This is a genomic window from Acidithiobacillus sp. AMEEHan (assembly GCF_030996345.1).
GTDB lineage: Bacteria > Pseudomonadota > Gammaproteobacteria > Acidithiobacillales > Acidithiobacillaceae > Igneacidithiobacillus.
In genome coordinates, this window is record NZ_CP118747.1 from 2,257,065 (window position 1) to 2,280,835 (window position 23,771).

Annotated in this window: 23 protein-coding genes and 1 tRNA gene; 16 read left to right on the forward strand and 8 right to left on the reverse strand. The window is 54.1% G+C overall.

From position 1 onward, the window contains the following. Positions 1–13 precede the first annotated feature (13 nt). The 4 genes from ORD17_RS11525 (at position 14) to ORD17_RS11540 (ending at position 3,926) form a co-directional block, all read left to right on the forward strand. Entirely contained in the window at positions 14–730 is a 717-nt protein-coding gene (locus tag ORD17_RS11525; RefSeq protein ID WP_308388643.1) for a hypothetical protein, read from the forward strand. Between the two features lie 77 nt (positions 731–807). Then, complete coding sequence (locus tag ORD17_RS11530) at positions 808–1,065, forward strand: helix-turn-helix domain-containing protein (protein ID WP_308388644.1); 258 nt, start codon at positions 808–810, stop codon at positions 1,063–1,065. A 495-nt stretch (positions 1,066–1,560) separates the two neighbouring features. Further along, the gene (locus ORD17_RS11535; RefSeq protein WP_308388645.1) at positions 1,561–2,112 is read left to right on the forward strand and encodes a hypothetical protein; all 552 of its coding nucleotides are present in this window, start codon (positions 1,561–1,563) and stop codon (positions 2,110–2,112) included. Continuing rightward, positions 2,109–3,926 (forward strand): DUF927 domain-containing protein, encoded by a 1,818-nt coding sequence (locus ORD17_RS11540; protein ID WP_308388646.1) that lies wholly within the window; start codon positions 2,109–2,111, stop codon positions 3,924–3,926. Before ORD17_RS11535 ends, ORD17_RS11540 begins: the two co-directional genes overlap by 4 nt. Before the next feature lie 331 nt (positions 3,927–4,257). On the opposite strand, the gene ORD17_RS11545 is transcribed toward ORD17_RS11540, so the two are convergent. The 4 genes from ORD17_RS11545 to ORD17_RS11560 all read right to left on the reverse strand — a co-directional run bounded on the left by ORD17_RS11545 (position 4,258) and on the right by ORD17_RS11560 (position 8,609). Continuing rightward, positions 4,258–5,172, reverse strand: a complete 915-nt coding sequence (locus tag ORD17_RS11545) for a hypothetical protein (RefSeq protein ID WP_308388647.1) — start codon at positions 5,170–5,172, stop codon at positions 4,258–4,260. 256 nt (positions 5,173–5,428) lie between these two features. Further along, positions 5,429–6,382, reverse strand: a complete 954-nt coding sequence (locus ORD17_RS11550) for a hypothetical protein (RefSeq protein WP_308388648.1) — start codon at positions 6,380–6,382, stop codon at positions 5,429–5,431. A gap of 943 nt (positions 6,383–7,325) precedes the next feature. Beyond that, positions 7,326–8,000, reverse strand: coding sequence for a protein rep (locus ORD17_RS11555; protein ID WP_308388649.1), 675 nt, complete (start codon positions 7,998–8,000; stop codon positions 7,326–7,328). Between the two features lie 135 nt (positions 8,001–8,135). Beyond that, on the reverse strand, positions 8,136–8,609 hold the full coding sequence (locus tag ORD17_RS11560; RefSeq protein WP_308388650.1) for a helix-turn-helix domain-containing protein: 474 nt from the start codon (positions 8,607–8,609) through the stop codon (positions 8,136–8,138). A 346-nt stretch (positions 8,610–8,955) separates the two neighbouring features. Between ORD17_RS11560 and ORD17_RS11565 the strand changes: the two genes are divergently transcribed. From ORD17_RS11565 to ORD17_RS11605, 10 genes are all read left to right on the forward strand, one after another. Further along, entirely contained in the window at positions 8,956–9,540 is a 585-nt protein-coding gene (locus ORD17_RS11565) for a prepilin-type N-terminal cleavage/methylation domain-containing protein (RefSeq protein WP_308388651.1), read from the forward strand. A gap of 406 nt (positions 9,541–9,946) precedes the next feature. Continuing rightward, positions 9,947–10,711 carry a prepilin-type N-terminal cleavage/methylation domain-containing protein gene (locus ORD17_RS11570; RefSeq protein WP_308388652.1) on the forward strand — a complete coding sequence of 255 codons (765 nt, stop codon included), beginning with the start codon at positions 9,947–9,949 and terminating at the stop codon, positions 10,709–10,711. A gap of 27 nt (positions 10,712–10,738) precedes the next feature. After that, on the forward strand, positions 10,739–10,921 hold the full coding sequence (locus ORD17_RS11575; protein ID WP_308388653.1) for a hypothetical protein: 183 nt from the start codon (positions 10,739–10,741) through the stop codon (positions 10,919–10,921). A gap of 18 nt (positions 10,922–10,939) precedes the next feature. Further along, positions 10,940–12,457: a diguanylate cyclase gene (locus ORD17_RS11580; RefSeq protein ID WP_308388654.1), complete on the forward strand. Its 1,518-nt coding sequence runs from the start codon at positions 10,940–10,942 to the stop codon at positions 12,455–12,457. 101 nt (positions 12,458–12,558) lie between these two features. Continuing rightward, complete coding sequence (locus tag ORD17_RS11585; protein ID WP_308388655.1) at positions 12,559–12,843, forward strand: hypothetical protein; 285 nt, start codon at positions 12,559–12,561, stop codon at positions 12,841–12,843. Beyond that, complete coding sequence (locus ORD17_RS11590) at positions 12,819–13,532, forward strand: type II secretion system F family protein (RefSeq protein ID WP_308388656.1); 714 nt, start codon at positions 12,819–12,821, stop codon at positions 13,530–13,532. The genes ORD17_RS11585 and ORD17_RS11590 overlap by 25 nt, the downstream gene beginning before the upstream one ends. Before the next feature lie 11 nt (positions 13,533–13,543). Further along, positions 13,544–14,197 carry a prepilin-type N-terminal cleavage/methylation domain-containing protein gene (locus ORD17_RS11595; RefSeq protein WP_308388657.1) on the forward strand — a complete coding sequence of 218 codons (654 nt, stop codon included), beginning with the start codon at positions 13,544–13,546 and terminating at the stop codon, positions 14,195–14,197. After that, complete coding sequence (locus tag ORD17_RS11600; RefSeq protein WP_308388658.1) at positions 14,166–15,065, forward strand: prepilin-type N-terminal cleavage/methylation domain-containing protein; 900 nt, start codon at positions 14,166–14,168, stop codon at positions 15,063–15,065. Before ORD17_RS11595 ends, ORD17_RS11600 begins: the two co-directional genes overlap by 32 nt. Further along, positions 14,969–15,274 (forward strand): hypothetical protein, encoded by a 306-nt coding sequence (locus tag ORD17_RS13515; RefSeq protein WP_374693411.1) that lies wholly within the window; start codon positions 14,969–14,971, stop codon positions 15,272–15,274. The genes ORD17_RS11600 and ORD17_RS13515 overlap by 97 nt, the downstream gene beginning before the upstream one ends. Before the next feature lie 602 nt (positions 15,275–15,876). Then, positions 15,877–19,437: a PilC/PilY family type IV pilus protein gene (locus tag ORD17_RS11605; protein ID WP_308388659.1), complete on the forward strand. Its 3,561-nt coding sequence runs from the start codon at positions 15,877–15,879 to the stop codon at positions 19,435–19,437. 442 nt (positions 19,438–19,879) lie between these two features. Here ORD17_RS11605 and tnpB read toward each other — a convergent pair whose 3' ends face one another. Then, positions 19,880–20,506, reverse strand: coding sequence for an IS66 family insertion sequence element accessory protein TnpB (tnpB, locus tag ORD17_RS11610; RefSeq protein ID WP_308388660.1), 627 nt, complete (start codon positions 20,504–20,506; stop codon positions 19,880–19,882). A gap of 143 nt (positions 20,507–20,649) precedes the next feature. Here tnpB and ORD17_RS11615 point away from each other — a divergent pair, with 143 nt between their 5' ends. Beyond that, complete coding sequence (locus ORD17_RS11615; protein ID WP_308388661.1) at positions 20,650–21,309, forward strand: transposase; 660 nt, start codon at positions 20,650–20,652, stop codon at positions 21,307–21,309. Between the two features lie 67 nt (positions 21,310–21,376). Here ORD17_RS11615 and ORD17_RS11620 read toward each other — a convergent pair. Together ORD17_RS11620 and ORD17_RS11625 are read right to left on the reverse strand one after the other, a co-directional pair. Beyond that, positions 21,377–21,453 (reverse strand) — tRNA-Arg (locus ORD17_RS11620). A 24-nt stretch (positions 21,454–21,477) separates the two neighbouring features. After that, positions 21,478–22,233, reverse strand: coding sequence for a pseudouridine synthase (locus tag ORD17_RS11625; protein WP_308388662.1), 756 nt, complete (start codon positions 22,231–22,233; stop codon positions 21,478–21,480). Between the two features lie 56 nt (positions 22,234–22,289). Between ORD17_RS11625 and ORD17_RS11630 the strand changes: the two genes are divergently transcribed. Continuing rightward, positions 22,290–22,601, forward strand: a complete 312-nt coding sequence (locus ORD17_RS11630) for a ferritin-like domain-containing protein (RefSeq protein ID WP_308388663.1) — start codon at positions 22,290–22,292, stop codon at positions 22,599–22,601. Here ORD17_RS11630 and hemW read toward each other — a convergent pair. Continuing rightward, entirely contained in the window at positions 22,571–23,767 is a 1,197-nt protein-coding gene (gene hemW, locus ORD17_RS11635; protein ID WP_308388664.1) for a radical SAM family heme chaperone HemW, read from the reverse strand. The genes ORD17_RS11630 and hemW overlap by 31 nt on opposite strands. Positions 23,768–23,771: the final 4 nt, after the last annotated feature.

The window sequence follows — 23,771 nt, forward strand, 5'->3', positions numbered from 1 at the left end:
AGGGGCGCATGACATGGCTGTGCAATTACCTTATGAGTTGATGCCAGAGTGGTTCACTGTTAAGGCGCTGGCGAATCGGTGGCAAGTGGACACGGACTATATAGCCGCATTAATCGGGAGCGGAACGATACAGGGGTATGTATCATTTGTCCCACGGTCTCATCGGTTTTTTGAGTATGACTATAAAGTTGAGGCAGGGATTTACGCGCTATCTAGATGTGGTTACGATGACCCAGAACTTGCCCCTGAAATTCAATGGGTTGGTTGGGAAGCTTTTAGCCCTAGCTTCATCCGATCAGCTTCTGAATTTCTTCTTCCAACACAAAAAGAAGAGCTAAAAGAGATATGTTTCTCGTTGAATGTTGATATATATCTTTCTGGACCTGATGGGGAGCGCGACCCTTACGAGACTGAGGTCACTATTGTTGGGTATGTTACTGACTTTCTAGTACATAAAGATCACATAAAAAATATAGAAGAGAGAATATCGCAAGCTGATATACAGTCTGGCGTTCTTCCCCAAGCTATCAATACCCGCCGCATACTTCTGACCGTCATCAATGCGCTGTGTGTAAAAGCAGGGATTGACCCAAGAAGCAGGAGCGCAACCACTGAAATTTTGACACTATTAGAGTTGCAGGGAACACCGGCATCTGACCGCACCATCAGGGATGCAATCAAGGATATCCCAGAGGCGATACAGAAACGCAAAACGGAAAACAGAAAATAGGCTTTTTTCCGCTTTCGGCAATAACTCCACTACAAACTAGCCCTCGTCATCTTCACTAACCGACGAGGTACCTAAGTATGTTGGAACTTGACGAGCAAACCCGAAACGAAATCCGGGCAGAAGTTGCCCACGCTCTCAATCTCTCGCCTGATTCCCTGCCTGCGCTGCTAGTGCCCAAGCAAACTGCCCAGGTACTCGGGGTGAAAGCGAGCACGTTGCAAAACTGGCGCGCTACTGGCCGCTATAACTTGCCATTCGTGAAGGTGGGACGCCTGCCCAAGTACCGTATCGGGGACCTGGTGGACTGGATCGGCAAGCGTAGGCGGGAGGGCTGATCCCATGCAGGCCAAAAAAAGCCGCCCAGAGGCGGCAAGCTCATCATACCTGCAGAATAGTAGCCGAATTGATAAGCCGCTGCCCAGGGGCGACAGAGATGAATTACACTTCTCTTCCGTTAGTAATTGCCGGGACACTCGGCCGATGCCACGGCAGGCAAGGTGGAGCCAGTTTGCAGGCTGGCTACAGCAACCGCGTGTCAGTAAAAGCAAAGATGGCCTGGCGCTGATCTTCGCCACATTTGGTGAGCCACGGCGCATCGACAAGGCGGTTACTACCTGCACCGCGTTGGCATTTGACTTGGAAGCCGGGCATGAACCCGGAAGCCTACACCCAGAGCAGCCGGAGGCCCTGCACCATCGACTGACAACCGCAGGCGTCGCTCATGTCATCTGGACCACCTACAGCCACAAGCTGGAAGCCCCCGGCTTCGGCTGGTGTTGCCGGTATCGGAACCATTCGCGCCACCCTATCTAGCCGACGCGCTCAGGATCATGGCGACCCGGCTAGGGCTGGGGCAGGTTTGGGATCACAGTTGCACCAATCCGAGCAGGCTCATGTACGCGCCAGCGATACACCCGAACCGCAAAGCCGAATACAAGGCTTTCAGCTTTCTGGATGCCGAGCCGGTGGACATGGGCTTGCTGATAGGCGACGTACTGGATGCTCAGGAAGCCAAGCGCAAGCAGGAGGAAGCTCACCGCCATCAGCAGCTCCGACAGGCCCAAGCAAATCGCCTACTGCGACGCGGGGAAGGCGGCGACGTGCTAGCGCTGATCCAGCAATTCAACGAGAGCACAGATATCGCCACTGAACTTGCAGCCGCAGGCTTTCTGCAGAAGGACAAACGTTGGATTGCACCGACCAGCAAGTCTGGCGTCCCAGGCGTCACCATTTTGGCCGAAGGGCGCAAGGCTTGGTCATTCCACGAGGGCGATCCGCTGAACGATGGCCACCCGCATGACGCGTGGGACATTGCTGTTGCCTACCGATTCCAAGGCGACCGCGAGGCAGCGGTTCGGGCACTTCGGGAGGGCAAGCTATGAGCGAAGTTGTCCAAGAAATCATTTTCGATGAGGGAACCGGGGGAACTCAGGGAACCACATTGAAAGATAAGAGTGTTTTCGGTTCTCCAGATGGGCGAGCCTCGGGGAACTCAGGCAATCGAAAGTCCAAGAGCAAGCCCATACCTGCCTCCGACCGCCCGTGCTTTATAACCCACGATGAGCCGGAGCCACCCTACATCCGCCCAGGCCTTTGGTACCACGGAATCAAGGATGGTGACCCGCCGATACTCACAGATACATGGATTTGCACCCCGATCTATGCCGAGGCGCAGACCTTCGGTGAGGACGGCGGCAACCATGGTCTGCTGCTGCGGTTCAAGGCGTCGTCGGGCAAGTGGCGGGTGTGGGCGATGCCGATGCACTTATTGAAGGGCGACGGTTCCGACCTACGCGGGGAACTGCTGGATCGAGGCTGGCGTCTGGACCCGAACTGCCGGGCGCTCTTTGGTCGGTGGCTTTTAGCCGAGTACCCAAAAGAGAAATTGACCGCCGTCTCATCGGTGGGGTGGACCGCGAGCAGCTTCGTTCTTCCCGCGCGGATCGTCGGCAATGATAAGCTGGTTTTCCAGAACGAGGGCGCTGCCGACCACTTCAGCACGAAAGGTACAGTGGCGGAATGGCGCGAGCAGGTCGGGCGATACCTTGCCGGGAACCCGCTCTTGATCCTGGCAGCAAGCGCGGCGCTGGCCGGGCCGTTACTGCACCCCACCGGCAGGCAAGGCGGCGGTATCCACCTCGTTGGAGATTCCTCGACCGGCAAGTCGACTGCTCTGCAGGTAGCGGCCTCAGTATGGGGGGCACCGGACTTCACACGCACATGGCGAGCGACTGCCAACGGGCTGGAGGGCGCGGCAGGCGAGGTGAATGACACCTGTCTAATCCTCGACGAGATCAGCCAAGCCGATCCTCGAGACGTGGGCAGCATCATCTACACCGTGGGCAACGGCACCGGCAAGGCGCGGGCGAATCGGGTGGGGCTGGCGCGGAGAACAGCGAGATGGCGAGTTATGCTCCTGTCATCCGGCGAACGTACCCTTGCAGCGCACATGGCCGAGGACCGAGGCCGGGCACCGAAAGCGGGGCAGTTGGTCCGGCTCCTCGACATCCCGGTCAAGCGCCAGCATGGGCTTTTCGATGAACTCCACAGTTTTCCTACTGGCGCGGCCCTGGCTGACCACTTGAAAACGGCAACGGCCAAAACCTACGGCGTTGCAGGTCAAAGGTTCCTCGACCGACTGGTCACGGAGCGCGAGACCCTAGACCTACCCAGCCAGCTATCCGCCCTCCTCACGACTACCGACTTCCATCATGTTGATGGCCTGCACCAGCGAGCAGCCGGAGCTCTGGCCCTCTGTGCGATCGCCGGAGAGCTTGCCCGGCAATGGGGACTGTTTCCCATCAGCGATGGAGAAGGGATAGCGGCAGCAGCATTGGCCTTCCGGCTCTGGGGCAGCTTACAGACCACCGGCCGCACGGAGGACCGGCAGGTGCTACAGGCGATTGTCGACTTCATAGATCGGCATGGCGGTTCTAGGTTCCAGTCCCTACTGGCCGACGACCATCCACCAATTCGTGATCGTGCCGGGTGGGTGACCGACAACATCTTTTACTTCACCGGGGCAGGACTGCGCGAGGCGGTAGCTGGGCACGACCTAAGCCGGGCACTGGATGCCTTGGAATCGGCAGGATGGATAGCCGAGCACGATCCCGGCAAGCGATCCAAGAAGATGAGGGTTGAGGGGCGGCCCGTGAGTCTATACGCCATTCGCGTCGGGGAGGTGGCACATGGCTAGGACACTGGCGAAGTTAATAGCTGCAATACCCAAAGTTTCCTGAGTGTTTCCTCCGGTTCCCTCAGGTCCCCTGGCTCAGGGAACCAGAAAAACCTCGGCAAATCATGCCGGTTCTCCTGGTTCCCCCGGTTCCCACACAAAACAACAGGGCTCTGCTGCCGGTTACCGGCGTACTCCGCCCTAAACAGCAGAGTTGCGACCGATTCAAAGGTTGCTGGACACCTTTTTTGCTCCTGAGAAGAAAAATGAAGATATTTGTTGCAGAATCGCTCCTGTGCAACAAGTTTGCTCAAAATCATGCCGACTTTTTTAGCGCCAGTTTAGAGATTCCTTAGTGTACGGACTTGGGTTCTTCGGAAAATATTGGACAAACCTGCACAGGCAAAAGTCTTGTCATAATTTTTATTGCTGCTTCCTCTTCCGCTAATAATTCAGTTTCCACTCCGCTGCTTGATTTGTCATCATTGCAGGCTAGATTTTCATACTCATTTGATAGAGAGTGAGCCATATCAATAAAAATAACTGAGTGTTGGTAAATATTTTTCTTTAGACTGGTTAAAAAATTGTTGTCAATGGCAAGAGCCTCAGAAACATATTTGCACAGCAAAAGTCTGGTTGCAGACTTGATGATTGCATTTGGTGTAAGCTCTTCATCGATATCCGCGGCAAGAAAATTTGATAAATCATTATCGCTTGCAAATGATTTTGCTAACTTCGAAAGTAGATTGGAAACAAGGTCGGTCTTGGCTTCGCTGATTATTTTGAGGCCGCGAGAAATTATTTTTGCGTACAATCTAGGGTTAATTGTCGTCTGGTTTCCGCCGTTCGACAGAACTTGGAGGGCCAGAAGTTGTGCGCAAATGTTGAGATCAGTATTCGATTTTGCAAGCATAGTTACCTCCGGTAGGTAGAAATGACTTCCTTTACAGCGAAGCAAGGGGCACGACCAAAGCATTGGATCACTGGATGTGAACAGCATGCCCTCCTTGGCGCGAGCCAGGGTGATGACATCAGAACCCACCTCGTACACGGTGCCGTCTACGGTGACCTTGTGGGTGTCCCGCTGGCGCCCGATGCCATCATAGAGCCGGTTGGCTGGCGCGAAGGCAGAGGCGGCGAGGAAAGTGGAGGCCGGGGTGGAGAGCTTGATGTGACCATAGCCCAAGTTGATGCCGGCGCAGAGCGGGGCTGACTGGGGCGCGGTGGCGGCTGAATGTTCTTCCTGATCTGGTGCGGGGTGCGACATGCGATGGTTCCTGCTGGCTGCTGGCAATTGGGGAATTATGCGATGGCGGTTAATGCAGCGGTTTTGCTGGCATCCAATGGTAAGGACGGCTTGGTGCCAGCGCAGGAGATGGCTGGGTAGGTGTCTTGAGGAGTTGGGCCAGGGAAAGGCTGAATTTCTTATGATCAAATAAGCGGCGGCGGCAAAAAACGATTTCACAATAATCCCCGGTGGCTCTTGCGACCCTGTATGAGGCTTTTCTTTGTATAACAATCGGTTAAGCGTCACCCTCACTGTCGTCTCCAGATGGCTGCACTTGGTTTCTTAATAAGCCCCTGCGGCTCATGGCATCTTGATCAGAGAGTAGGCTGCGGCGCAATTGCACGAGAGATCGGTGCGTTTTGGACAATGCGCCGATTTTTTTGACGAGTTCCGAACGCGCCTTTTCCTGCTGTTGGTAGTATCGTTTGTGCTTGCCATTGCCCGTCAGGGCGCACACTTTGACTGTCATTCGGACAGGGATATGGACCACCCTGGTCGGATCCTTGTAGTCCTTGCCAAACGTGGGAGTTGCCCGTTTCGCGCCGATCCATTGGCCCATTCGCCCACGGACCCAGATAGCCCAGCGTGGCACAAAGGCGCCCGACTGTTGATGGTCGATTCGGAACCCCAAGGCTCCCTGCCTGGCCACCTTGTCATGATGCGCGCGGTTGTTTTCTGTGTTCCAGTCCCTGGTTTCTCTTTGCAAAGCAAGGACTAGCCGATTGTTCTCAATCACTTTCCAGGCGAACAGGTGGTAAGGGATGGGGGTAAAAATGCCCTCCGGGCGCGGAGAGTCAGGCATGTCCCTTGAGAGGACCGCAACCTGGCGCATAGAGAGATCGGAATAATGGTCTAGTTTTTTCTGTATCTCTATGATCTGTCGTGCCTTTCGGTACTTGAAGGAGAGTTCTGCCACCGCCAAAGAGAGGAGACGGCCCTGACCCTGAAGACCGCGATAGGAAAAAGATGCGTGTGGACAAGCCGGGCAGCGGCTACGGCAATGCGTCTGCCGGATAGACCACCCTCTCGGCGGGGTCCAAGCCAACAGGGCATCGCGACGGTCCCGCAGGTCTTGCAGATGCTCGGCAAGCAATTGCGCCTTGGGTATCCAGATTGCCAATGGGGCCAAGGGGTTATGAGGAAGATAAGTGCGTTTCCTGGTCCGCGATGGTTGCTTCTGATCCGTCATGCAATCCTCGAAAAAACAGATTTGCCCATAATTCCCCATTTCTCCCCGTATTCACCCGTAACTACCCAGAGAAAAACACTTCTCCCCATACTAGCCCGCGTTTGCCCATAGTTCCCCGCATTTCCCCACATTGGCCCGCTGTTCCCCGTTGTTCCCCGTTGTTCCCCGTTGTTCCCCGTTGTTCCCCGTTGTTCCCCGTTGTTCCCCGTTGTTCCCCGTTGTTCCCCACTTCTCAACAGATTTGCCCACGTTGTACTTCGATATTTTGGATCTTGTGGTAGTTGGCGCTGAGCGCCTAACCAATGTCTGTGGATGCCGCCACTTACGAGAGCGACGCTGATACCATTACTCTTGCACCCCACACAATGGCCGCACCACGGATCATATGGTCCAGTTCCTGGCTCTTCCGTGGACTGGATCGTGTGGGTCTACACTTCACTCTGCTTTCCACTGCCTACAATCTGGTGCGCATGGCGCGACTAGGGGTGCCGTGATGGGAGCACTGCGCACAGAATTCGGTAATTCGATTAATATGACCAAAAAAACCGCTGAAAAGCCGCCCAGAGGCGCGCTCAGGCAGTCATTCTTGAGAAAACCGAAGCATTGTCAGTTTTATTGCCCGGTTTTTCAGCCTGCTAATGGGCGGTAGATAGGATGAGAAGCAAATGCAATCAGTTGTGCCCTGAAGAACGAAACTTGCTTACAGCGAGAGCTGAACGAAGGGCATACGACCAGCGGCATGGCTGGGACGATGGGGCGTAACACCAGCACCCTGAGCTGGGAGATTCGTCGGGGTGCCTGCAGGAATGCCTATAGCGCTGTTAGCGGGCGGGAATGGGCACAATCCCATCGACGGCGTGGCCGGCGGAAACTGGTCTCTGTCAGCGTCTTGACGGCGTAGAAAAAGAACCAAGCGCGCCTTGCATTGCTAGGCAAGGAAGCCTCAGCTGCGCCGTATCTTCCGAGCATACATCCTCCTGGGCCGGTGCCAGTAGAACGCCAGCCATGCCTCGCCACTGTCGCCCTCTTCCTTGTCACCATCCACATGCACGAGGTCGCCACCCTCCTTCTCCATCTTGGCGAGGATGCCGCGCAGCGCTCCTCCGCTGGTGATGATCTTGGTCCCGTGGACCTGTTCGATGTACTGCGCGAGCCACTCCGGGCCGCCTGCAAGCAGATTGGATGCCTTGACCAGGTACTTCGCAGTCTCGGCGATAGCATGGCGTAGCGCGGCCCTTAGGTCCGCTGCGGAGCCATCCGCCACTGCCGCCGCATCCTTGATCTTTGGTTTGATAACCTGGATGTCGCAGACCGGGTCGTAGTCGAGGCGCATCGATTCCCGCCAGCGCCGCACCCACTCGCTGGTCGGGACATAGCCCTTACCAAAGTAGGACGGCGGCACCATTAGCAAGCAGTGAAAATGCGGATGGGCGCTGCCATCCTCGCCGCGCGTCACCTCTACAGCCCGTATCCAGCCATAGGCAGGCCAGTCTTTCCGATTAAGCAGACGGTGCCATCCCCGGTTCATGGCCGTGATGGTGTCGCGCAAGTCGGAGATAGCGCAGTCGCGGACGGTGAGCACGAGAAATATCCAGTGGCACTTCGGGTAGATATCCATCAATGCCACTTGCGCGGACCTTTCTGCCTGCAATGAAAGACCCCCATGACTTCTACCAAGGACTCCGGCGGGGTGCAAGGTGTCGCATGAGTTAGAATTCCCGCAACATCCATTCGAGAAACCAAGAAGCCATTCTTACTGGTTTAGTGCTTTGATCTTTGCCGCTGCTATGGAGTGCCCACCAGCCGCAGCTTTCCCAAGCCACTCTATGCCTCTCGCAAGGTCAGCCTCCGTGCCAAACCCCTCAATGTAACAGGTTGATAGCCAGTCCATGGCATCCAGGTGCCCCTTCTTTGCCGCCATATTGAACCAAACAAATGCGATGTCATAGACTTTGTTCTCGAAGAAGATGAGGCCAACTTCATTGAACCCTTCAGCCATACCTTTTTCGGCAGCATTCAATGCATTTTCCAGCTCTGTGGTAACTGGGATTGTCATGAACGGGGCAATATCAGACAAGGAGAAGAGCAATTTCCCGCCAATTTTTCCCCCCGTCCAGCCTCCTTCATCCTGGGTAGCTGCCTTCATTTGGCCGTCATCGACCCATCGATAGATCGTTTTTGTCGATTTTCCAGTAAGCATACTTACGGTCGCAGTGGATAGTTGCATAGAGCCTCCAGAGGATATCGAAGCCTATGATGAGTGCTTGGCGGAAGCGTGTCCATCAAGAAACAGTGGGGTTTTCCGTGGGGAGGTTCAAAGATGCATGTCGTCCGAACTCTCGGTGGACATTTTCAGGGGCAGTGGCTATGTCTACCGAACTCTCGGTAGACATTTTCAGGGGGGGTGATTATGTCCACCGACTTCCTCGAGACATGCCGAGAATATCACTATACAGTCACTATGTGATAATAATAAAATCAGATAGTTAGTTATCTGGCATCGTTCTTGCTATAAAATTCTTAACTCGCAATGGGCGAGTGTAGATTCACTTCTCTGCAGGAGGATGTACCCCATGAGCATGAAAGTACAGCAAGCGAAGCGGGCCGCCGAGGCCGGTTTCACCCTCATCGAGCTGATGATCGTCATCGCCATCATTGGCATTCTGGCCGCCATCGCCATTCCGCAGTACGAGAAGTACATTGCGACATCTCAAGGAACTGACGTAGCGACGAACTTTCATTCCGCTGTAACTGCTGTTACCTCTGCAGTTGCTGCCGCCCAAGCTGGACAAACAACAACCTTGGTCGGCACCGCAACCACGCCTGGCGTGCTGGCCTATAACGCTGCCAATCCGATTCCTGGTCTCGCAGCGACAGATTATGCCTATGCTACTTCTGGCACTACGCTTGGCACAGTAGTAGTTGGTGGAACAACGGCTGGCGCCATCGGACCGACAGATACAGGGCCTTTCACAGTTACGGTTAACCTAAAAGGAACGAAGGGCACAAATGCATCTGCTGCCACTGACGCGGCGGCTGCGATTCAAAAGGCTATTCCTGGTGCGTGTATAGCTGCCGGAACTCCCATCACTTACCCATTTACTGGCACTTGCAAAGTTTCGGTGAGCGCAGGCGGACAGATTACTCCACAGTTTTGATATTACATGAAAGTATTACCGTTTTTCGGAACGGTAATACTTTTCTAGCAACGTGACTAAGATTGAGCATCGGTATACATTGTATGACAAAATGCTTATATATTTGTGCATTTACTTTCAGATGGATACATTCAAAGTGGTTATTGTTTTTGGCTCTTCCTCTTTCTGTATATCTTGATAGCCCTTGTTCATTGGAAGGTGCTGTTCTTCCGATGATCATTAGTATTCTATTTTTAGTTCGGTATTTTCACAAAATCAAAGACAAGAAACTCATATTTGGGTTTCTGCTCTTTGCTTGGACGATCGGAATGTCTTCGGAACGGTGGGGAGTGCTTGGCTTACACGTTTTTACCGGAAGTATCATTCTCTGGCCTTTACTTGTTTTTCTCTTGGGGGATCGGTTCCCATGGCTTCTAGTGTATCCTCTGGCTTTCTTTTCTACCTTGATCCCAGACCTGTTTGGCGCGGGGACTGCGTCTCACTGGCAAACTGGATGGTTCTTTGGAGTCGGAGGCGCAGGATTTCAGGATGGACTCTTTTTGGTTCCGTTAAAGACAGCAACAGCATCCGCTGTGTTAACACTGCTTCAGAAGTGGTTCAGGCGTCAAGGACTTTTCACATCTCCTTCTTTTCCCGATGGTCTTTAAGAAATAGATGGGCGGAAAAATTGAAAAGTGACTTTGTCCAAAATGGATTCACGCTCATTGATCTTACGATCGTTATCGCGATCATCGCTATTCTGGCTGCCTTGGCGATCTCCGCTTATTTCCAATACCTACAAACTGCAAAGGCACAGGCCGTAGCCACTGATTTCAAGATCGCCGTAGACGAGGTGTCCAATGCTTACGCTGCATCCCTGAATGGCGTACAGACGACCCTCTACAAGACCCTCAATGGTCAAGCCACGGACGACGTTGCTGACCCAGTTTATGGCCAGGGAACGCCCGCCTTCGTGACCGGAGGCCCGGGTACCATCTGCGGGCAGGTGGTTATCAGCTCTGCAGTGATCACCGCCAGCAGCCCCGCCGAGACCAACGTATCGGTTGTCACCAAAGACTGCTCCGGTGATCTAGGAACATACATCGCCCGCGCCTGCAGTGCCGCTGGTTTCCCCAGCGCCGCTACCGGTTCTGGCGTCGTCATTAACCAAAACGGCGGGATTACCCCCTAGCCGTATACGCAACCAGGAGAGTGAAAGATGAACGTTCAGGAACGCATCCAGCAACTGCAATCTCGCCGCCATCGCCTGCTTGACCGTCGCGCCGAGCGCGGCGCCCCCATCGCCAGCCTCGACCTGGAGCTGAATGTGGTGCGCAGCGAGCTCATTGCCCTGTACGAGATGCAGCGCGAGCGGCGCATCGCCCCGCGGCTGGCGAGCTAGTCGGGCCGCAGTGCCGCCGTGAGTAGCGACGACGCCCCCCGGAGTTCCCCTGGCCGCAGCTTCTGGCAGCGCCTGGGGCGCCCGCCGCAAGCCGACCAGACGGTGCGCGAGCAGCAGCAGTTGCTCGCCTGGCGCGGGGCCTTGTCGGCGGTATTGGTGCCGGCGGCGGAGGAACGGCAGGTTCTGCAGCGCTTTTGTGAGATCACCGTGCAACAGGGCGTGGCGGACCTGGCGGCATTGCTGCGCCCCGGCCCACAGTCGATGCTCCAGCCGGTGGCCCTGAGTGGTCCCCGCGCTTTCGTCAGTGATATCTGCTGTACACCGAGTGCCGCCATCACCGATACCCAGGGTCCACTGGGGAGGGCTTGGCGCGAGGGGCGCGCCTGGTACTCGGAGGAGCGCCCCTCTGCCGCGGCCTTGGCGGAGTGGAATGCACAGGCGGCGCGGCGCGGGCTGCGCGCCTCGGCCATCCTGCCGGTGTTGCGGCGTCGGCGCATCTGGGCCCTGCTGCTGCTGGCGCGGGAGCGGCAAAGCGACTGGCCCAGCGACAGCCAGATGCTCCTCGAATCCACGGCACAGTTGCTGGGCGATGTCCTCGAAGACCTCGCCAAACAGCAGTTGCAGCTCATTCTCGGCTCGGGCCTGCGCGCCGCCCTGGACAGCGTGGTGCTCACCGACACGCGCCGGCGGGTGCTCTATGTCAATCAGAGCTTCACCTTGATGACGGGCTACAAGGAAGAAGAGATCTGCCACAAGGGGCTGAAGATCCTGCTAGGCCCGGAGACCAGTCTGGCGGATCTGGCGAGCCTCGACATGGCCTTGCGCGATGGCGTTGCCTGGTCTGGCAAGCTGCTGAATTACCAGCGGAATGGTCAGACGTTCTGGAATCAGGTGAGTATCGTCCCGGTTCGCAACGCCGCCGAGGAGTTGACCCATTTTCTGGGCATTTTGCGCGACGTGAGCCGCGAGCATTCGCTCCTGGGGCAACTGGAGTACGAGGCCCGCCACGACCGCCTGACCGGGCTGGCGAATCGCCAGGCGCTAGAAGAAGAAATGGAACAGGCCTTAGCGCGAGCCCAACGCAACAGATCGAACCTCGCGGTATGTTTCATTGACTTAGATTCTTTCAAGCCCATCAATGACGGCTACGGCCATGACGCGGGCGATCTTGTGCTGCAAGTGGTGGCCCGCAGGCTGCGCGAGGGCCTGCGGCGCACCGATTATGTGGCGCGTTTGGGTGGTGATGAGTTTGTGATTCTGCTGGAGGGGCATCAAAGTCGAGAGGGTCTGGAACTGGTCCTGGAAAAACTCGAAATTCTGGTCCATTCACCCATTTCTCTGCCAAACGGACAAGAAGTTACAGTGCAACTTAGCATGGGAATTACTCGGTATCCAGAGGATGGCATGTTCGACGCGGGAAAATTGCTGCGCTTTGCTGACCAAGCGCTCTACAGAGCTAAAGCACTGCGGAACAAACGCAGCACCTATTGGGTGTACTACGAAAGTGTCTTTACACCGGCCGCTGGGGCTTCCTGACGAAAACTCGAAAGGGTGGCCGATCAGCGTTGCCTCCGGCTTGGGCATGTAAAATTGAGGATCTGTCCTAATTACCTGGGAGGATTATACAGGAGTCTGCGATGGCGACATCAGTTACCAAGAGTAAGACGCTTGCCAAGGAAGTAAGGTTCATCAACTTCCTCTGGGAAGCGAAGGGGCTCGACGCTAAGGCCCGGCAAAAAGGCGAGATGACCGCTTCCTCGGCCAACGTGGTCAAAGCCAACCTGCTCCGTGTGAAGCTCACGCCCACCGTCATCAAAAAGGCGCGAAGCCGCTTCTTGACGGTGAGCGCACCGGTCATGATGCGGCAGCTCTCGACCATGATCATCGCTGGGTGCCCATGGTGCAGCGATTTGACTTGTTGATTTCGGCCACCTCCCAGCTGAGCATGCGCAAGCTGCTCAAGGGCACCCTGCGCCATTTGAACGAGGGAGAATCCCTCCCCCAGTCCTTCGCACACTACCCAAAGTATTTCGATCGCCTGTTTGTTTCTCTGGTGTCGGCAGGCGAGCAGGGCGGTATTCTCAGCACCATCCCGCTGCGTCTGGCGGACTATCGCAAAAAGAGACTGGCCCTGACCAAAAAGGTCACGTCGGCCATGTTCTACCCGGCAGCCATCCTTACCGTCATGATCTTCGTGATCCCGGCCTTTGCCCATTTGTCCAGTAGTTTTGGTGCGACGCTGCAGCTCTTGACGCAAGTCGTCATCAAGATTTCCGACTGGATGAAAGAGCATTGGTACGTCGTCGTGGGAGCACCCATCGCTGCCGTGTTTCTCTTTCACCATGCCTATCGGCGCAGCGACAAGCTCAGGGAGGACGCCGTGTTTCCGCTAATGGCGACGCAGATGTTCGCCATAGGTGAAGAAACTGGCGCTATCGAGGTGATGTCGGGTAAGGTAGCGGACTCCTACGAAAATGAGGTCAACGAGGCAATTAACCGTACGACCATGCTCGTTGAGCCCATCATCATGGTCATTCTGGGCATCGTTGCCGGCCCTGGTGGTGGCCATGTACATGCCGAACTTCAGGATGGGTGCCGTGGTGACTCATAGGGGGGTAACAGATGGCTGTTCGTGTAAAGCGTTCATTCACTGACGTGCGCGCGCCCTTTCGGTACATGTGGAATGCACGCTTACCGTCCTCGTTTAACCTAGGGGAACAATCAGACAGATTGCGATGTTTTGTTTGTGGCCTTGCCAAGATTTATGCACCAAAATGGGATGATTTGCAGGCCAGCGCAGGAACTCCAGAACAATCATTGTCGACACAAGTTTCAGCAGAAGCGGGATTTAGTTTGATTGAAATCCTAGTGGCAATGGTCGTTTTGCTGGTCGGGCTGCTAGGTGTTGCCTATTTGCAAGTCAGTTCCGCATTGGCCTTAGGGAATGCAGCCGTCAATGCGAATGCGGCATTCCTTGCGAACTCCATGCTCGCGAACGCCTGGGGTGGAGGTACCTCTCAGCTCAGTTCCTATGCGAACGTCGATACGGCTAACCCAAATTCCTGGCCACAAAGTGGTGCAGCTTCCTGGGCCGTGCAGAACTGGGCGACGAATGTGCAATCCATCTTACCTGGTGGTGTGGGGAAAATTTCCGTGCTGAATCCACAGGGCGACACGTGTGAGCAACCACCATGCGTTGCTACGGTAACCGTCACCTGGACAGGCAAGACAGGAAAGGAGAGTTATGCGGCCAGCACATATATTGTCCAGCCCTGAGGCTGGCTTAACCTTGACCGAACTGTTGGTGGCAATTGTAATTTCTGCAATTGTCTCAGTCATACTTTTTACGTTCTTTATGCAAAATGAGTGGGGGTTTCTTGAGAACCAAGGTACAGCAGACGTCATCAATACTGACCGCCATGCGTTGGAAGTAGTAGCAAACGATATCGCCAACGCTGGGTATGGGTTTGCCTCCATACCAGGGTGTACACAGATCGTGACCTATAACGGAAATGCGACGCCACTGAACCCGATATCTGTTACCCCAAATGGCACCCCAACCCAAACCAATCCGCCACCAGTATCGCTAACGGTTTATTTAGGAACTTCCGATTTTGCCGGAGTCCCTGTGGGAATGATGGTCGATAGTCCAAGCCCAAGCGCGTCGAACTTCCATATCAATTCGGCGCCCGGAGCAACCACGGGGTGTCAAACCCCCATCCAGAAAGGAGATGGACTGGTGGCGGCATTCTCCGGTGGGGAATGTGCAATGGTATATGCCACACAGACTCCTAGCAGCAACGCTGGCGCTTGTGTAGTAACCTTTGATCATGGAGAAAACCAGAACAATCCTTCCGGCGGGTTTGCGACATTGATTCCAACGTTGACGACTGCGGATATGGATGCTGCGCAGGTATACGATACTGGCGCTTCCAATATCACGCAATTGACATACTCGGTCACCCCCCCAGCGGAGCAACTCCCGGTTCCCTTACCCTTTCTACAGGTGGTGGCGCTGCAAGTCTATTTGCCACGGGTATCGACGATCTGCAAGTTCTTTTTGGATACAACACCAACGGAGGACAATCTGTGCAAAGTTACGGTTATTATGACCCTAACTACGCGAACGATATCCGCACGGTAATGGTCGCAGTGGTTGCGCAAAGTCACGTACAAACACCGCAACAAGATGCGCCAACAAAGCTGCAACTTATACCAGCTGTACCAGCCTCACAGAGCATAACGGGAGAATCGCTGCCAGCAGTCTATTTTTATCCGCCAGCAGGCTCTCATAACGCCCAATTTACAGTGATGACCACCACAGTACCCGTCATGAACATGATCTGGCATTAACCATATGAAACGACACAATCAATCCGGACAGTCTCTGTTGTTCGCCATTATCATTCTCATGGTGCTCGCAATTCTGGGATACGCGGCCTTAGAGCTGGGCGGCCAGACAGAACGCCTAACCTATACCCAGGCAGAACACCAAACTGCAACCCAATTGGGATCGCTGGCCGTTCAGGCCGCTATTCAATGGGGAAATGCAAACATCTCATTTCCTCCCGGAATCCCCACAACCAAACCAGCATTTTTTTATAATGATGCATGCACCAATGGCGCCATAGGCTGTGCCACACCCTTGACTAGTGCGCAGGTGGCAGATACCGGAAACATTTGGTCTACGGCGAATACAGTACCAAATAACGTCGTTGGTCCACTTGCATCCAGCTTACCAGGCGCTACCGTGAAATGGGTTATGGAATACTATGGGAATGGACTATGTACAGTACCGGGTTGCACGAGTAGTAAGGCACCAACGAACCTATGTCGCTGCTATTACTATCGAGTAACAGCGTTGACGACCAATGACCCAACTAATCCCCAAGATGGGCTGTCCGTAGTGACACAGACCTTATATCGTATTCCGCAGTCTCGATAAGGATTATAGAATGAATAGTAGAGCGATAGTTTCTCTCCTCGTTGGCGGAACCATATTCTTTGGTTTATTGCAGGACAGCGACGCAGGTACTCTTCCTCCGCTACTCTCTATATCTCCAACGCCGCTTTTGGCCACTCATTATGGAAAACCCAATATTCTTTTCATTCTAGATAATTCTCAGTCTATGGATGGAGATCTATCTGGGGCAATTATGACAGGATCTGGGACAGCTACCTCCAATGGTTTCTCTCCTTCTGTAATTAATGCCAACTCGAGCAGTCCGGCAGATTATTCTGTTCCAGCCGGGTTTACCGCGCCTGTCACCAATGCTACTTCAGGAACCACACCGTACACTGTATGCACTAACAATACCTGCACCGATAATTCCGCGAGCCGCCTTAATGTAGCAAAAGAGGCCATTCTGCAATCTTATAACCAATGGAATGGCTTGATGAATTTTGGACTGATGGACTATAAGGTAAAAGGTACGCCAAGCATCAACACAACTTGGGTATATTACATGAGTGGTCCCGATGGTTTTTCCTTCGGTCAATCTGCTTCCGCTCCACCGCAGATCACACCGCAAGGAACAACGGTCCAATTACATGCCGTACCAAATCCATGTTATTATAGTAATACGCAGAATACCTACTCCTGCCAACAAATTCATAACTTCTTCGCGTCTAACGGGGTGTCTGGTTCGTTCGGTGACGAATATCTCTACATCCAAGATACGAGTGATGAGCCGAATATTAATGACGTCTTGTACGCCGGAGGTGGATTGAATTCGAACTTCATCACCTACGGAGGTCCAAATCCAGGAAACCCGTATACGAATTACAACCTGCAACACTATAATAGCGGTAGCATAAACGAAAATTATTATAACAGCGTTCCAAATAATGGACAGTTTAGCACCGGTCCTACCAATGCCGGTTATGTACCATATTCACCAGAGGTCTGGTATTCGGAAAGAGGTTTTGGATATTATAACAATATATCTAATGCAGGCAATCTTGTCATCCCTATAGCTGCCTCAACTACATCGCAGCTTAATGAGTTTAAAACAAATCTTGCACCGGAAACAAACAATCCTAGTTCTTCAGAAATCAAGGCTGATGCGGTTAATGCGCCGATGTCGGAAACACTACAAAGTGCATTGAACTACCTTACTGGCACTACGTTGCCAAGCAGTAATGGATGTTCCGCCCCGACGTACATTATTTTTATTACAGATGGGCTACCGACGGTATCCAACAGTGGAGCCTTGTGGCCGCCGTTGGGAAGTGCTGCGGCATCGGGTTATACCGAATATGCGACATTTAATTCGAATGGTACAGTCAACTCTACCAATGACCGCGCACTCACGGATACCATATCCGCTCTGCAGGAATTGGCAGATAATGGTATAAAAACCTATATCATTGGTGTGGGCGCGGGCGTTGATCCAAAGCTCAATCCTGTGGCTGCAGATACGCTGCAAGCCATGGCGTTAGCTGGTGGTACTGCCCAATATTTTCCAGCAACAAGTCCGGCCGCGGTTTCTTCTGACATTAGCGTTATCCTGAAAAAGGTTGAACAACAACTGAGCACGACCGGCGTCGCCTTAAACGCATCCAGCAATACGGCGGCGAATCTGGTATACCAAGCAAGTTTCAACACCAAGTTTTGGACTGGCAACCTGCTGGCGGAAACATTGAGCAGTGTCTACACGTCTCCCTCCTCACCTACAATCCAGTGGGAGGCGGTAGGTACCCACGGTAATGGAACACTTACTGCCACCAGCTTGAGCAATAAGGTGTTTACTTGGAATCCTGCATGTGGCAATAACGGTTGTGGAGAGCCTTTTATTTGGAGCAGTCTCTCTACCTCACAGCAATCGGAGTTGGAACAAGGTTGGTCTAGCCTCAGCGGTAGCCAGCAAGCGACATTTGGCGGAAGCTCAGCTACTTATGGGCAGGCAATCATGGCTTGGATGCTTACTGGAAACACCAGTGGAGGTATTTTTCGTTCTCCGGAGGCATTGCTGGGAGATATTGTCGATAGCAGCCCAGTATATGTTGGATCTCCTGACCAAGGATTGTTAACGCCCAGCTACCAAAGTTTTGCACAGCAGAATGCTTCGCGCACGCCTGTGGTCTATGTTGGGTCTAATGGCGGGCTCTTGTACGCTTTTAACGCGACCACAGGCGCGCCTGTTTTTGCCTATGTTCCGGAAGGGGTGTATAACGATCTCTGGAAGCTCCCGCAGTTAAATTATACTCATCGCTTTTACGTGGATGGCACGCCGTCTGAGGCGGATATTGAGACGAGTTCCAACTCTTGGGAAAGCGTATTGGTCGGCGGATTGAATGATGGCGGAGATGCAATTTACGCTTTGAATGTAACTAACCCCACGGGGTTTAATTCATCAGATGTTCTGTGGCAGTTCAAAAACCCGGACTTGGGACTCACGTATAGTCAGCCGCAACTCTCTGAAGTTGATGTTAAAGGGGTACCAACATGGGTTGCTATTTTTGGATCTGGTTACAATAGTCCAGCTGGGTGGCCCTATTTATTTATTGTAAATGCGGGAACTGGGCGGCTTATTAAATCGGTCAATCTCTGCGCAGCCGTAAATTACAATTCTACATATTGCAGCACAAATTTTCCGGATGGTCTTTCCACCCCAGCTCTCGCATCATCCGGAAATGGTTTCCTGGCGGGTACGGCCTATGTTGGAGACCTGCAGGGAAATCTCTGGGACATTAATCTCAGTCAGCTACTCAATCCTCCGTCTGTTCCGTCACCTAATACACCACCTACTGTGTCCGTGTTATTTCATGCAACAACAACCAGTTCGACAAATTGTCCAGGAGGGGCGTCTACTTGTACGGTTCCGCAGCCGATCACCACGCAACCACTGGTTACTACTGCTCCTGCTGGTGCGCCTGCCGGAAATTTTGTTCTATTCGGGACCGGGCAATTGCTTCAGACATCCGATCTCTCAAATACTTCTGTGCAATCAATATACGGGATATTATCTTCTGGAAATGGTAAGATAGTAACACTATCGCAGTTGCAGCAACGTGCCATTACGGGAGTTACAAGCAACAACGGTGAGCACGTGGTCGTTGAGTTGCCGCCATCGAGCGGCAACGGCCTTATAAACTGGGCCATGCAAAAAGGGTGGTACATGAACCTTACGGATAGCGCGAACGGTAATTTACCCGTTGGACTGCGGTCTATATCAAATATGGAAATCAATTTGAATAGGCTAATATTCACTATGTACGCTCCATCTAGCGATACTTGTGGTGGCACAGGCACCAGTTATCTAATGATTATCAACTATATCGAAGGTACAACTTTTAGTCAGCCTCAGTTCTTTCTGAATAACAACCTCACGCAACCATTGACCGCCAATTCTCAGTACGTTTCTGGCGTGTCCTTAGGTGATGTTTATGCAAACACACCGACACAGGTTGGCAATCATTTGTTGGTCCCCTTGGGAAATGGAGCCATCTCATCCTTTGTCCTTCCTTCCCCTCCTGTTTCGCCGATTGGATGGCGCAGTATTATCGCACCATAATTTGAGGATTATTGCTTGATTTTAAACGATCCTTGTAACCTACGCGTAGGTAATAGGTGTATTTTTAGCGGATGCTGTAACCTTAGCAGATCGATCCTCTGTGTTAAGTGCACGCGGGTGAATGGGACCGGCGTGCATGGTCTCTGACGTTCTTGTTTTTCGCCATTACGCATTACAGCCTGTTTTTTAGCGACCATGCTCTAGGATTGGGTGTGAACTAGATATTGCATAGGACGGGCACGTTGACACATGCAGAATCATGGTCCGAACCCGTTTTGCAACTAGCTGATATGACCTAGAAAAACCCCAGGTCCGGAGACTTGAGGTTGGGGTTAGTCAGTTATTAAGAATCTTGACGATCTCGCGTATAGATTCAGGCTTACGGAAGCACTCCAACGAATCAGCCTCGATGCCTAGTTCCTTGACCGCTTTGGCAAAGTCGCTAGAGCCACGAACTTTGGATCGGGTGACTTCCACTCCGCAAGCAGCGAGTGAGCCCTCGCCAACCAAAGTAGACAAGAGTACCTTTTTCAAGGTTTTCTCGGTCTGATACTTCGGACAAGAGTTGCGCTACCTCTCGGTATTCTGCAGCAATCTCCGCAAACCCTTCTGGGAGCGATCCAGTAGCTACCGAATCAAAGAGGCTCCAGTCGCGCTCCTGAACCGCTTTCCAGAATGCTTCTTCCATGCGAAAGAGACGATCCTGATAGACAGGAGCTGGTTTGACCTCGATCAGAATGGGCTTCGGATCCACTTCTGGGCGGTAACTGGCGTACACCAGCAAATCCGAGCGGGAAACGGCAAGGGAGTGCTGCAACTGACCCTCATACTTGGGCGGTATCTTCCTAGACTTGGCAACGCCGTAATCCTTGGCGCCGGGGCACACCTGGCGGTCCCACCAGAGCAGACGGACTTTATCCCGGCCTTTGTTGAATCCCACAAAGACCGCCGTACGCAACGGCGCATTTCCCCAGCTCTCCAGCACCAGAGCGGCCAGCCCATCAATGGACTTGCGCATGTCGACGGGCTCTTGGATGACGAAGACCGTCCGCTCTGGCCCTACCCACACCAGCCTTCTCCCAATACCTGGAGCACGCAACGAAGGGTCGATGGATCCGGGTCACGAGAAACCACCACCCGAGCACTACCAATCCTGATCTCGAGTTCCTGCGACGGTGCGGAAAATTCTGTTAGCCGTGCCTGGGGAAGGGGGTGAAAGCTCAGCGGGTTGGAGGGGCCGTTCTCCATAACAGATCCCAACCGGCGCCGCCACAGATAAAACCGGCCCCGGTTCAAGCCCCGTTCAGCACACCATTTCGACACCGACTGTCCGCTCTGTCCCCATTCGGCGATTTGGCGCTCCCAAAAAAACTTGCCGCTGCTGTTGCCAACCTATCTGCTCCTCCCAAAAATCCAAAGCCTAAAGCTGGATTCTGGAAGCAGTGCCAACGACTGGGAAGAACGTCGAATACCGGGGGACTTACGTTCCTAGCGCAGCAACAGCTGTTGGTCAGCGTGGTCAATCCGGCACAGATTCATGCGTTCGGGAAGGCCGAGCTATCCCGAGCCAAAATGGACAAGGCCGATGCCCGGCTCATCGCTCGCTTTTGTCGCATGCACCGTCCCGCACCTTGGGTGGGTCACATACGTCATCAATTGACTGATCGTGATCACCCGTGCCTTAAATCATGTCGGCCAGAATGTACCCTTTTCGGGGGTGCCCACGATCAGCGGAATCAGCGCCCTCGATCGCCGGAATACGCAGTGGTTATGGAAACGAGCATAGTCAAAAGCCAAGAAGAGGTATTTCAGGAGTTGAACCGCGCATCCGTACCACCAGCTTTGATCGCATACCCCCAACGAGCCCCTTAAGGTTAGCCTTGGGTTAGCCCGGAAAAATTTAGGCACCTAGAAAATCACTCTAAGTGCCTGTTTCATTTGGCGCGCTCGGAGAGATTCGAACTCCCGACCTACTGATTCGTAGTCAGTTGCTCTATCCGGCTGAGCTACGAGCGCTGCGAGGGACGAAGAATACCGATCCTACTGGTGCGAGTCAATCCATCGCATGCGTCCAGGACCGTTGGTGCTCGTCTCTGGAATCTCTTCGGGGGTGAGCTCTCGCCACTCGCCCGGACGCAGGGAGCCAAGCGTCAGAGTGCCAATGGCAATCCGCAGCAAACGTAGTACCTTGCGGTCCTGGCTAGCCAGCAAACGACGAATTTGCCGGTTACGCCCCTCTATCAGCTGGAATTCGAGCCACTGGGTCTTCCCTCCACAGCGGATTTCGCGGACTTGCATGGGCTGGTACTGCACCCCTTCGATCCGCGGACCTGCTGTGAGGGCGGCAATCTGCTCCGCCTCCAGAGGCGGCTGGATCTGCACATGGTAACATTTACACAGATGACTTTCCGGATCGAGCAGGGTCTGCGCCCAGCTCGGATCATTCGCGAACAGTAATAGCCCGCTGCTGGCTTGGTCTAGACGGCCCACCGGCGCCAGCCAGCAATCGCCGGGAAGCAGCTCATAGACCGTCCGACGTCCCCGTGTGTCGCTGCGGGTTACCAGATAGCCTCGCGGTTTGTGGAGCATGATGACGCGGCGCTCGGGTACAGCCACCAAGCCTCCATCGACGGCAATCGCGGCCTGCTGCAGAGGAAAGCCCTGCTCCGGATCAAGAATGATCTCTCCGGCTACGCTCACCCGACCGGCTCGGATCCATTGCGCTGCAACGGTGCGGGAGCAGATACCACGTTTGGAAAGGATTCTCGCCAAACCAAAGCGCGCGGCTTTCGCCATATCCTGCGGTCGTCTATGATAATGAGACATTCACAGACACCCTACGGAGACCGTCCATGGCCCACGAAACCTTGCACGAACCTTTGGACAAACTAAGCAGCAATACTCTGGATATCCACCGCGCCATCAGCTCCTTGATGGAAGAGTTCGAGGCCGTTGATTGGTACCAGCAGCGGGTAGACGCCTGCCAAGATGAAGCCTTGAAAGCCGTGCTGGCGCACAATCGCGACGAAGAAATCGAACATGCGGCCATGGTTCTGGAATGGCTCCGGCGCAAGCTCCCGAGGCTGGACAAGGAGCTGCGCGAATATCTATTCACCGAAGGATCCATTACCGGTCATGAGGCCGAGGCAATGGGCCACGACTGAATTGTGCGCGTCTCGGGGAGAAACTGTCGACAGAGTTGATTGAGCCAGTTTATTCCCAGAGGGGTGGGGCGCCAGTGGCGCCCATCCCGCGCCAACAAACCATCACGTAGGGCCTGGCGCAGACGCGCCTCTACCAACAGGAAGCTGATTCCCGTTCGCTCCTCGAAGATCTCTTCGTCAAAGCCCTCCAGCAAACGCAGGGCGTTGAGAAAAAACTCGAAGGGTCTCTCTTGCGTTGGCACCCAATGTTCCTCGGCCAATTGCCCTTCACCATGCAGCGCCGCAGCCATATAACTCTCCGGACGCGGCGCTTTGCGACTGCGCCAGATGCCCTGCCCTGGAACCGTGATCTTTTCGTGTGCGCCTGCGCCAATGCCCAGATAATCACCATATAACCAGTAATTTCGATTGTGCCAACACTGCCGGCCAGAGCGTGCATGCGCCGATACTTCGTAGCGCTGCAGACCGGCAGCGGCCAATTCACTGCGTAGCGTTTCCTCCATGTCGGCGGCAGAATCGGCATCGGGCAAGCGCGCGGGAATTTGCGCGGCAAATGGGGTGCCCGGTTCCAGAGTCAGTTGGTACAGGGACAAATGGGGCGGCTGATAGGCAAGCGCGGTGCGCAGATCTCGCCGCGCGGCGGCAAGGTCTTGCGCAGGCAGAGCAAAAATCAGATCCAGATTCCAGTTTTCGAAGCCAGCTTTCTGCAATGCCTCGATGGCCATGTGCGCGGCACGGGCGTCGTGTATCCGGCCCAGGGTTTGCAGAAAACGGTCAGCGAACGATTGTACCCCCAGCGATAGGCGATTGATTCCGGCATCACGAAATCCTGTGAATGCAGCCGCATCGACGGCGCCGGGATTGGCTTCCAGACTGATTTCCGCCTGCGGCAGCAAACGAAGTCGGGCGCGAATGGCGCTCAACAAGCGATCGAGAGCCGCAGGAGAAAAGAGGCTTGGTGTGCCACCGCCGAAAAAGATACTGTGCACTTGGCGCCCCCAAACGCGGGGGAGTTCGCGCTCCAGATCGACGATCAGGGAGTCGACATAGCGCTCGGCCGGAAACTCTGCCGCGGCGTAGGAATTGAAGTCACAGTATGGGCATTTGGCCTTGCACCAGGGAAGATGCACATACAAGGAAAGGGGAGCTACACTAAGTTCAGGCATGGCG

Excerpts from the sequence above, each read along its gene's own strand:
- ORD17_RS11560 (WP_308388650.1), bottom strand. The coding sequence starts at position 8,609 with ATGCAACTATCCACTGCGACCGTAAGTATGCTTACTGGAAAATCGACA.
- ORD17_RS11585 (WP_308388655.1), top strand. The coding sequence starts at position 12,559 with ATGGCGACATCAGTTACCAAGAGTAAGACGCTTGCCAAGGAAGTAAGG.
- ORD17_RS11600 (WP_308388658.1), top strand. The coding sequence starts at position 14,166 with ATGCGGCCAGCACATATATTGTCCAGCCCTGAGGCTGGCTTAACCTTG.
- ORD17_RS11550 (WP_308388648.1), bottom strand. The coding sequence starts at position 6,382 with ATGACGGATCAGAAGCAACCATCGCGGACCAGGAAACGCACTTATCTT.
- hemW (WP_308388664.1), bottom strand. The coding sequence starts at position 23,767 with ATGCCTGAACTTAGTGTAGCTCCCCTTTCCTTGTATGTGCATCTTCCC.
- ORD17_RS11630 (WP_308388663.1), top strand. The coding sequence starts at position 22,290 with ATGGCCCACGAAACCTTGCACGAACCTTTGGACAAACTAAGCAGCAAT.
- ORD17_RS11570 (WP_308388652.1), top strand. The coding sequence starts at position 9,947 with ATGGCTTCTAGTGTATCCTCTGGCTTTCTTTTCTACCTTGATCCCAGA.
- ORD17_RS11545 (WP_308388647.1), bottom strand. The coding sequence starts at position 5,172 with ATGTCGCACCCCGCACCAGATCAGGAAGAACATTCAGCCGCCACCGCG.
- ORD17_RS11565 (WP_308388651.1), top strand. The coding sequence starts at position 8,956 with ATGAGCATGAAAGTACAGCAAGCGAAGCGGGCCGCCGAGGCCGGTTTC.
- ORD17_RS11535 (WP_308388645.1), top strand. The coding sequence starts at position 1,561 with ATGGCGACCCGGCTAGGGCTGGGGCAGGTTTGGGATCACAGTTGCACC.
- ORD17_RS11595 (WP_308388657.1), top strand. The coding sequence starts at position 13,544 with ATGGCTGTTCGTGTAAAGCGTTCATTCACTGACGTGCGCGCGCCCTTT.
- ORD17_RS11605 (WP_308388659.1), top strand. The coding sequence starts at position 15,877 with ATGAATAGTAGAGCGATAGTTTCTCTCCTCGTTGGCGGAACCATATTC.
- ORD17_RS11625 (WP_308388662.1), bottom strand. The coding sequence starts at position 22,233 with ATGGCGAAAGCCGCGCGCTTTGGTTTGGCGAGAATCCTTTCCAAACGT.
- ORD17_RS11540 (WP_308388646.1), top strand. The coding sequence starts at position 2,109 with ATGAGCGAAGTTGTCCAAGAAATCATTTTCGATGAGGGAACCGGGGGA.
- ORD17_RS11575 (WP_308388653.1), top strand. The coding sequence starts at position 10,739 with ATGAACGTTCAGGAACGCATCCAGCAACTGCAATCTCGCCGCCATCGC.
- ORD17_RS11590 (WP_308388656.1), top strand. The coding sequence starts at position 12,819 with ATGGTGCAGCGATTTGACTTGTTGATTTCGGCCACCTCCCAGCTGAGC.
- ORD17_RS11530 (WP_308388644.1), top strand. The coding sequence starts at position 808 with ATGTTGGAACTTGACGAGCAAACCCGAAACGAAATCCGGGCAGAAGTT.
- ORD17_RS11555 (WP_308388649.1), bottom strand. The coding sequence starts at position 8,000 with ATGGATATCTACCCGAAGTGCCACTGGATATTTCTCGTGCTCACCGTC.
- ORD17_RS11525 (WP_308388643.1), top strand. The coding sequence starts at position 14 with ATGGCTGTGCAATTACCTTATGAGTTGATGCCAGAGTGGTTCACTGTT.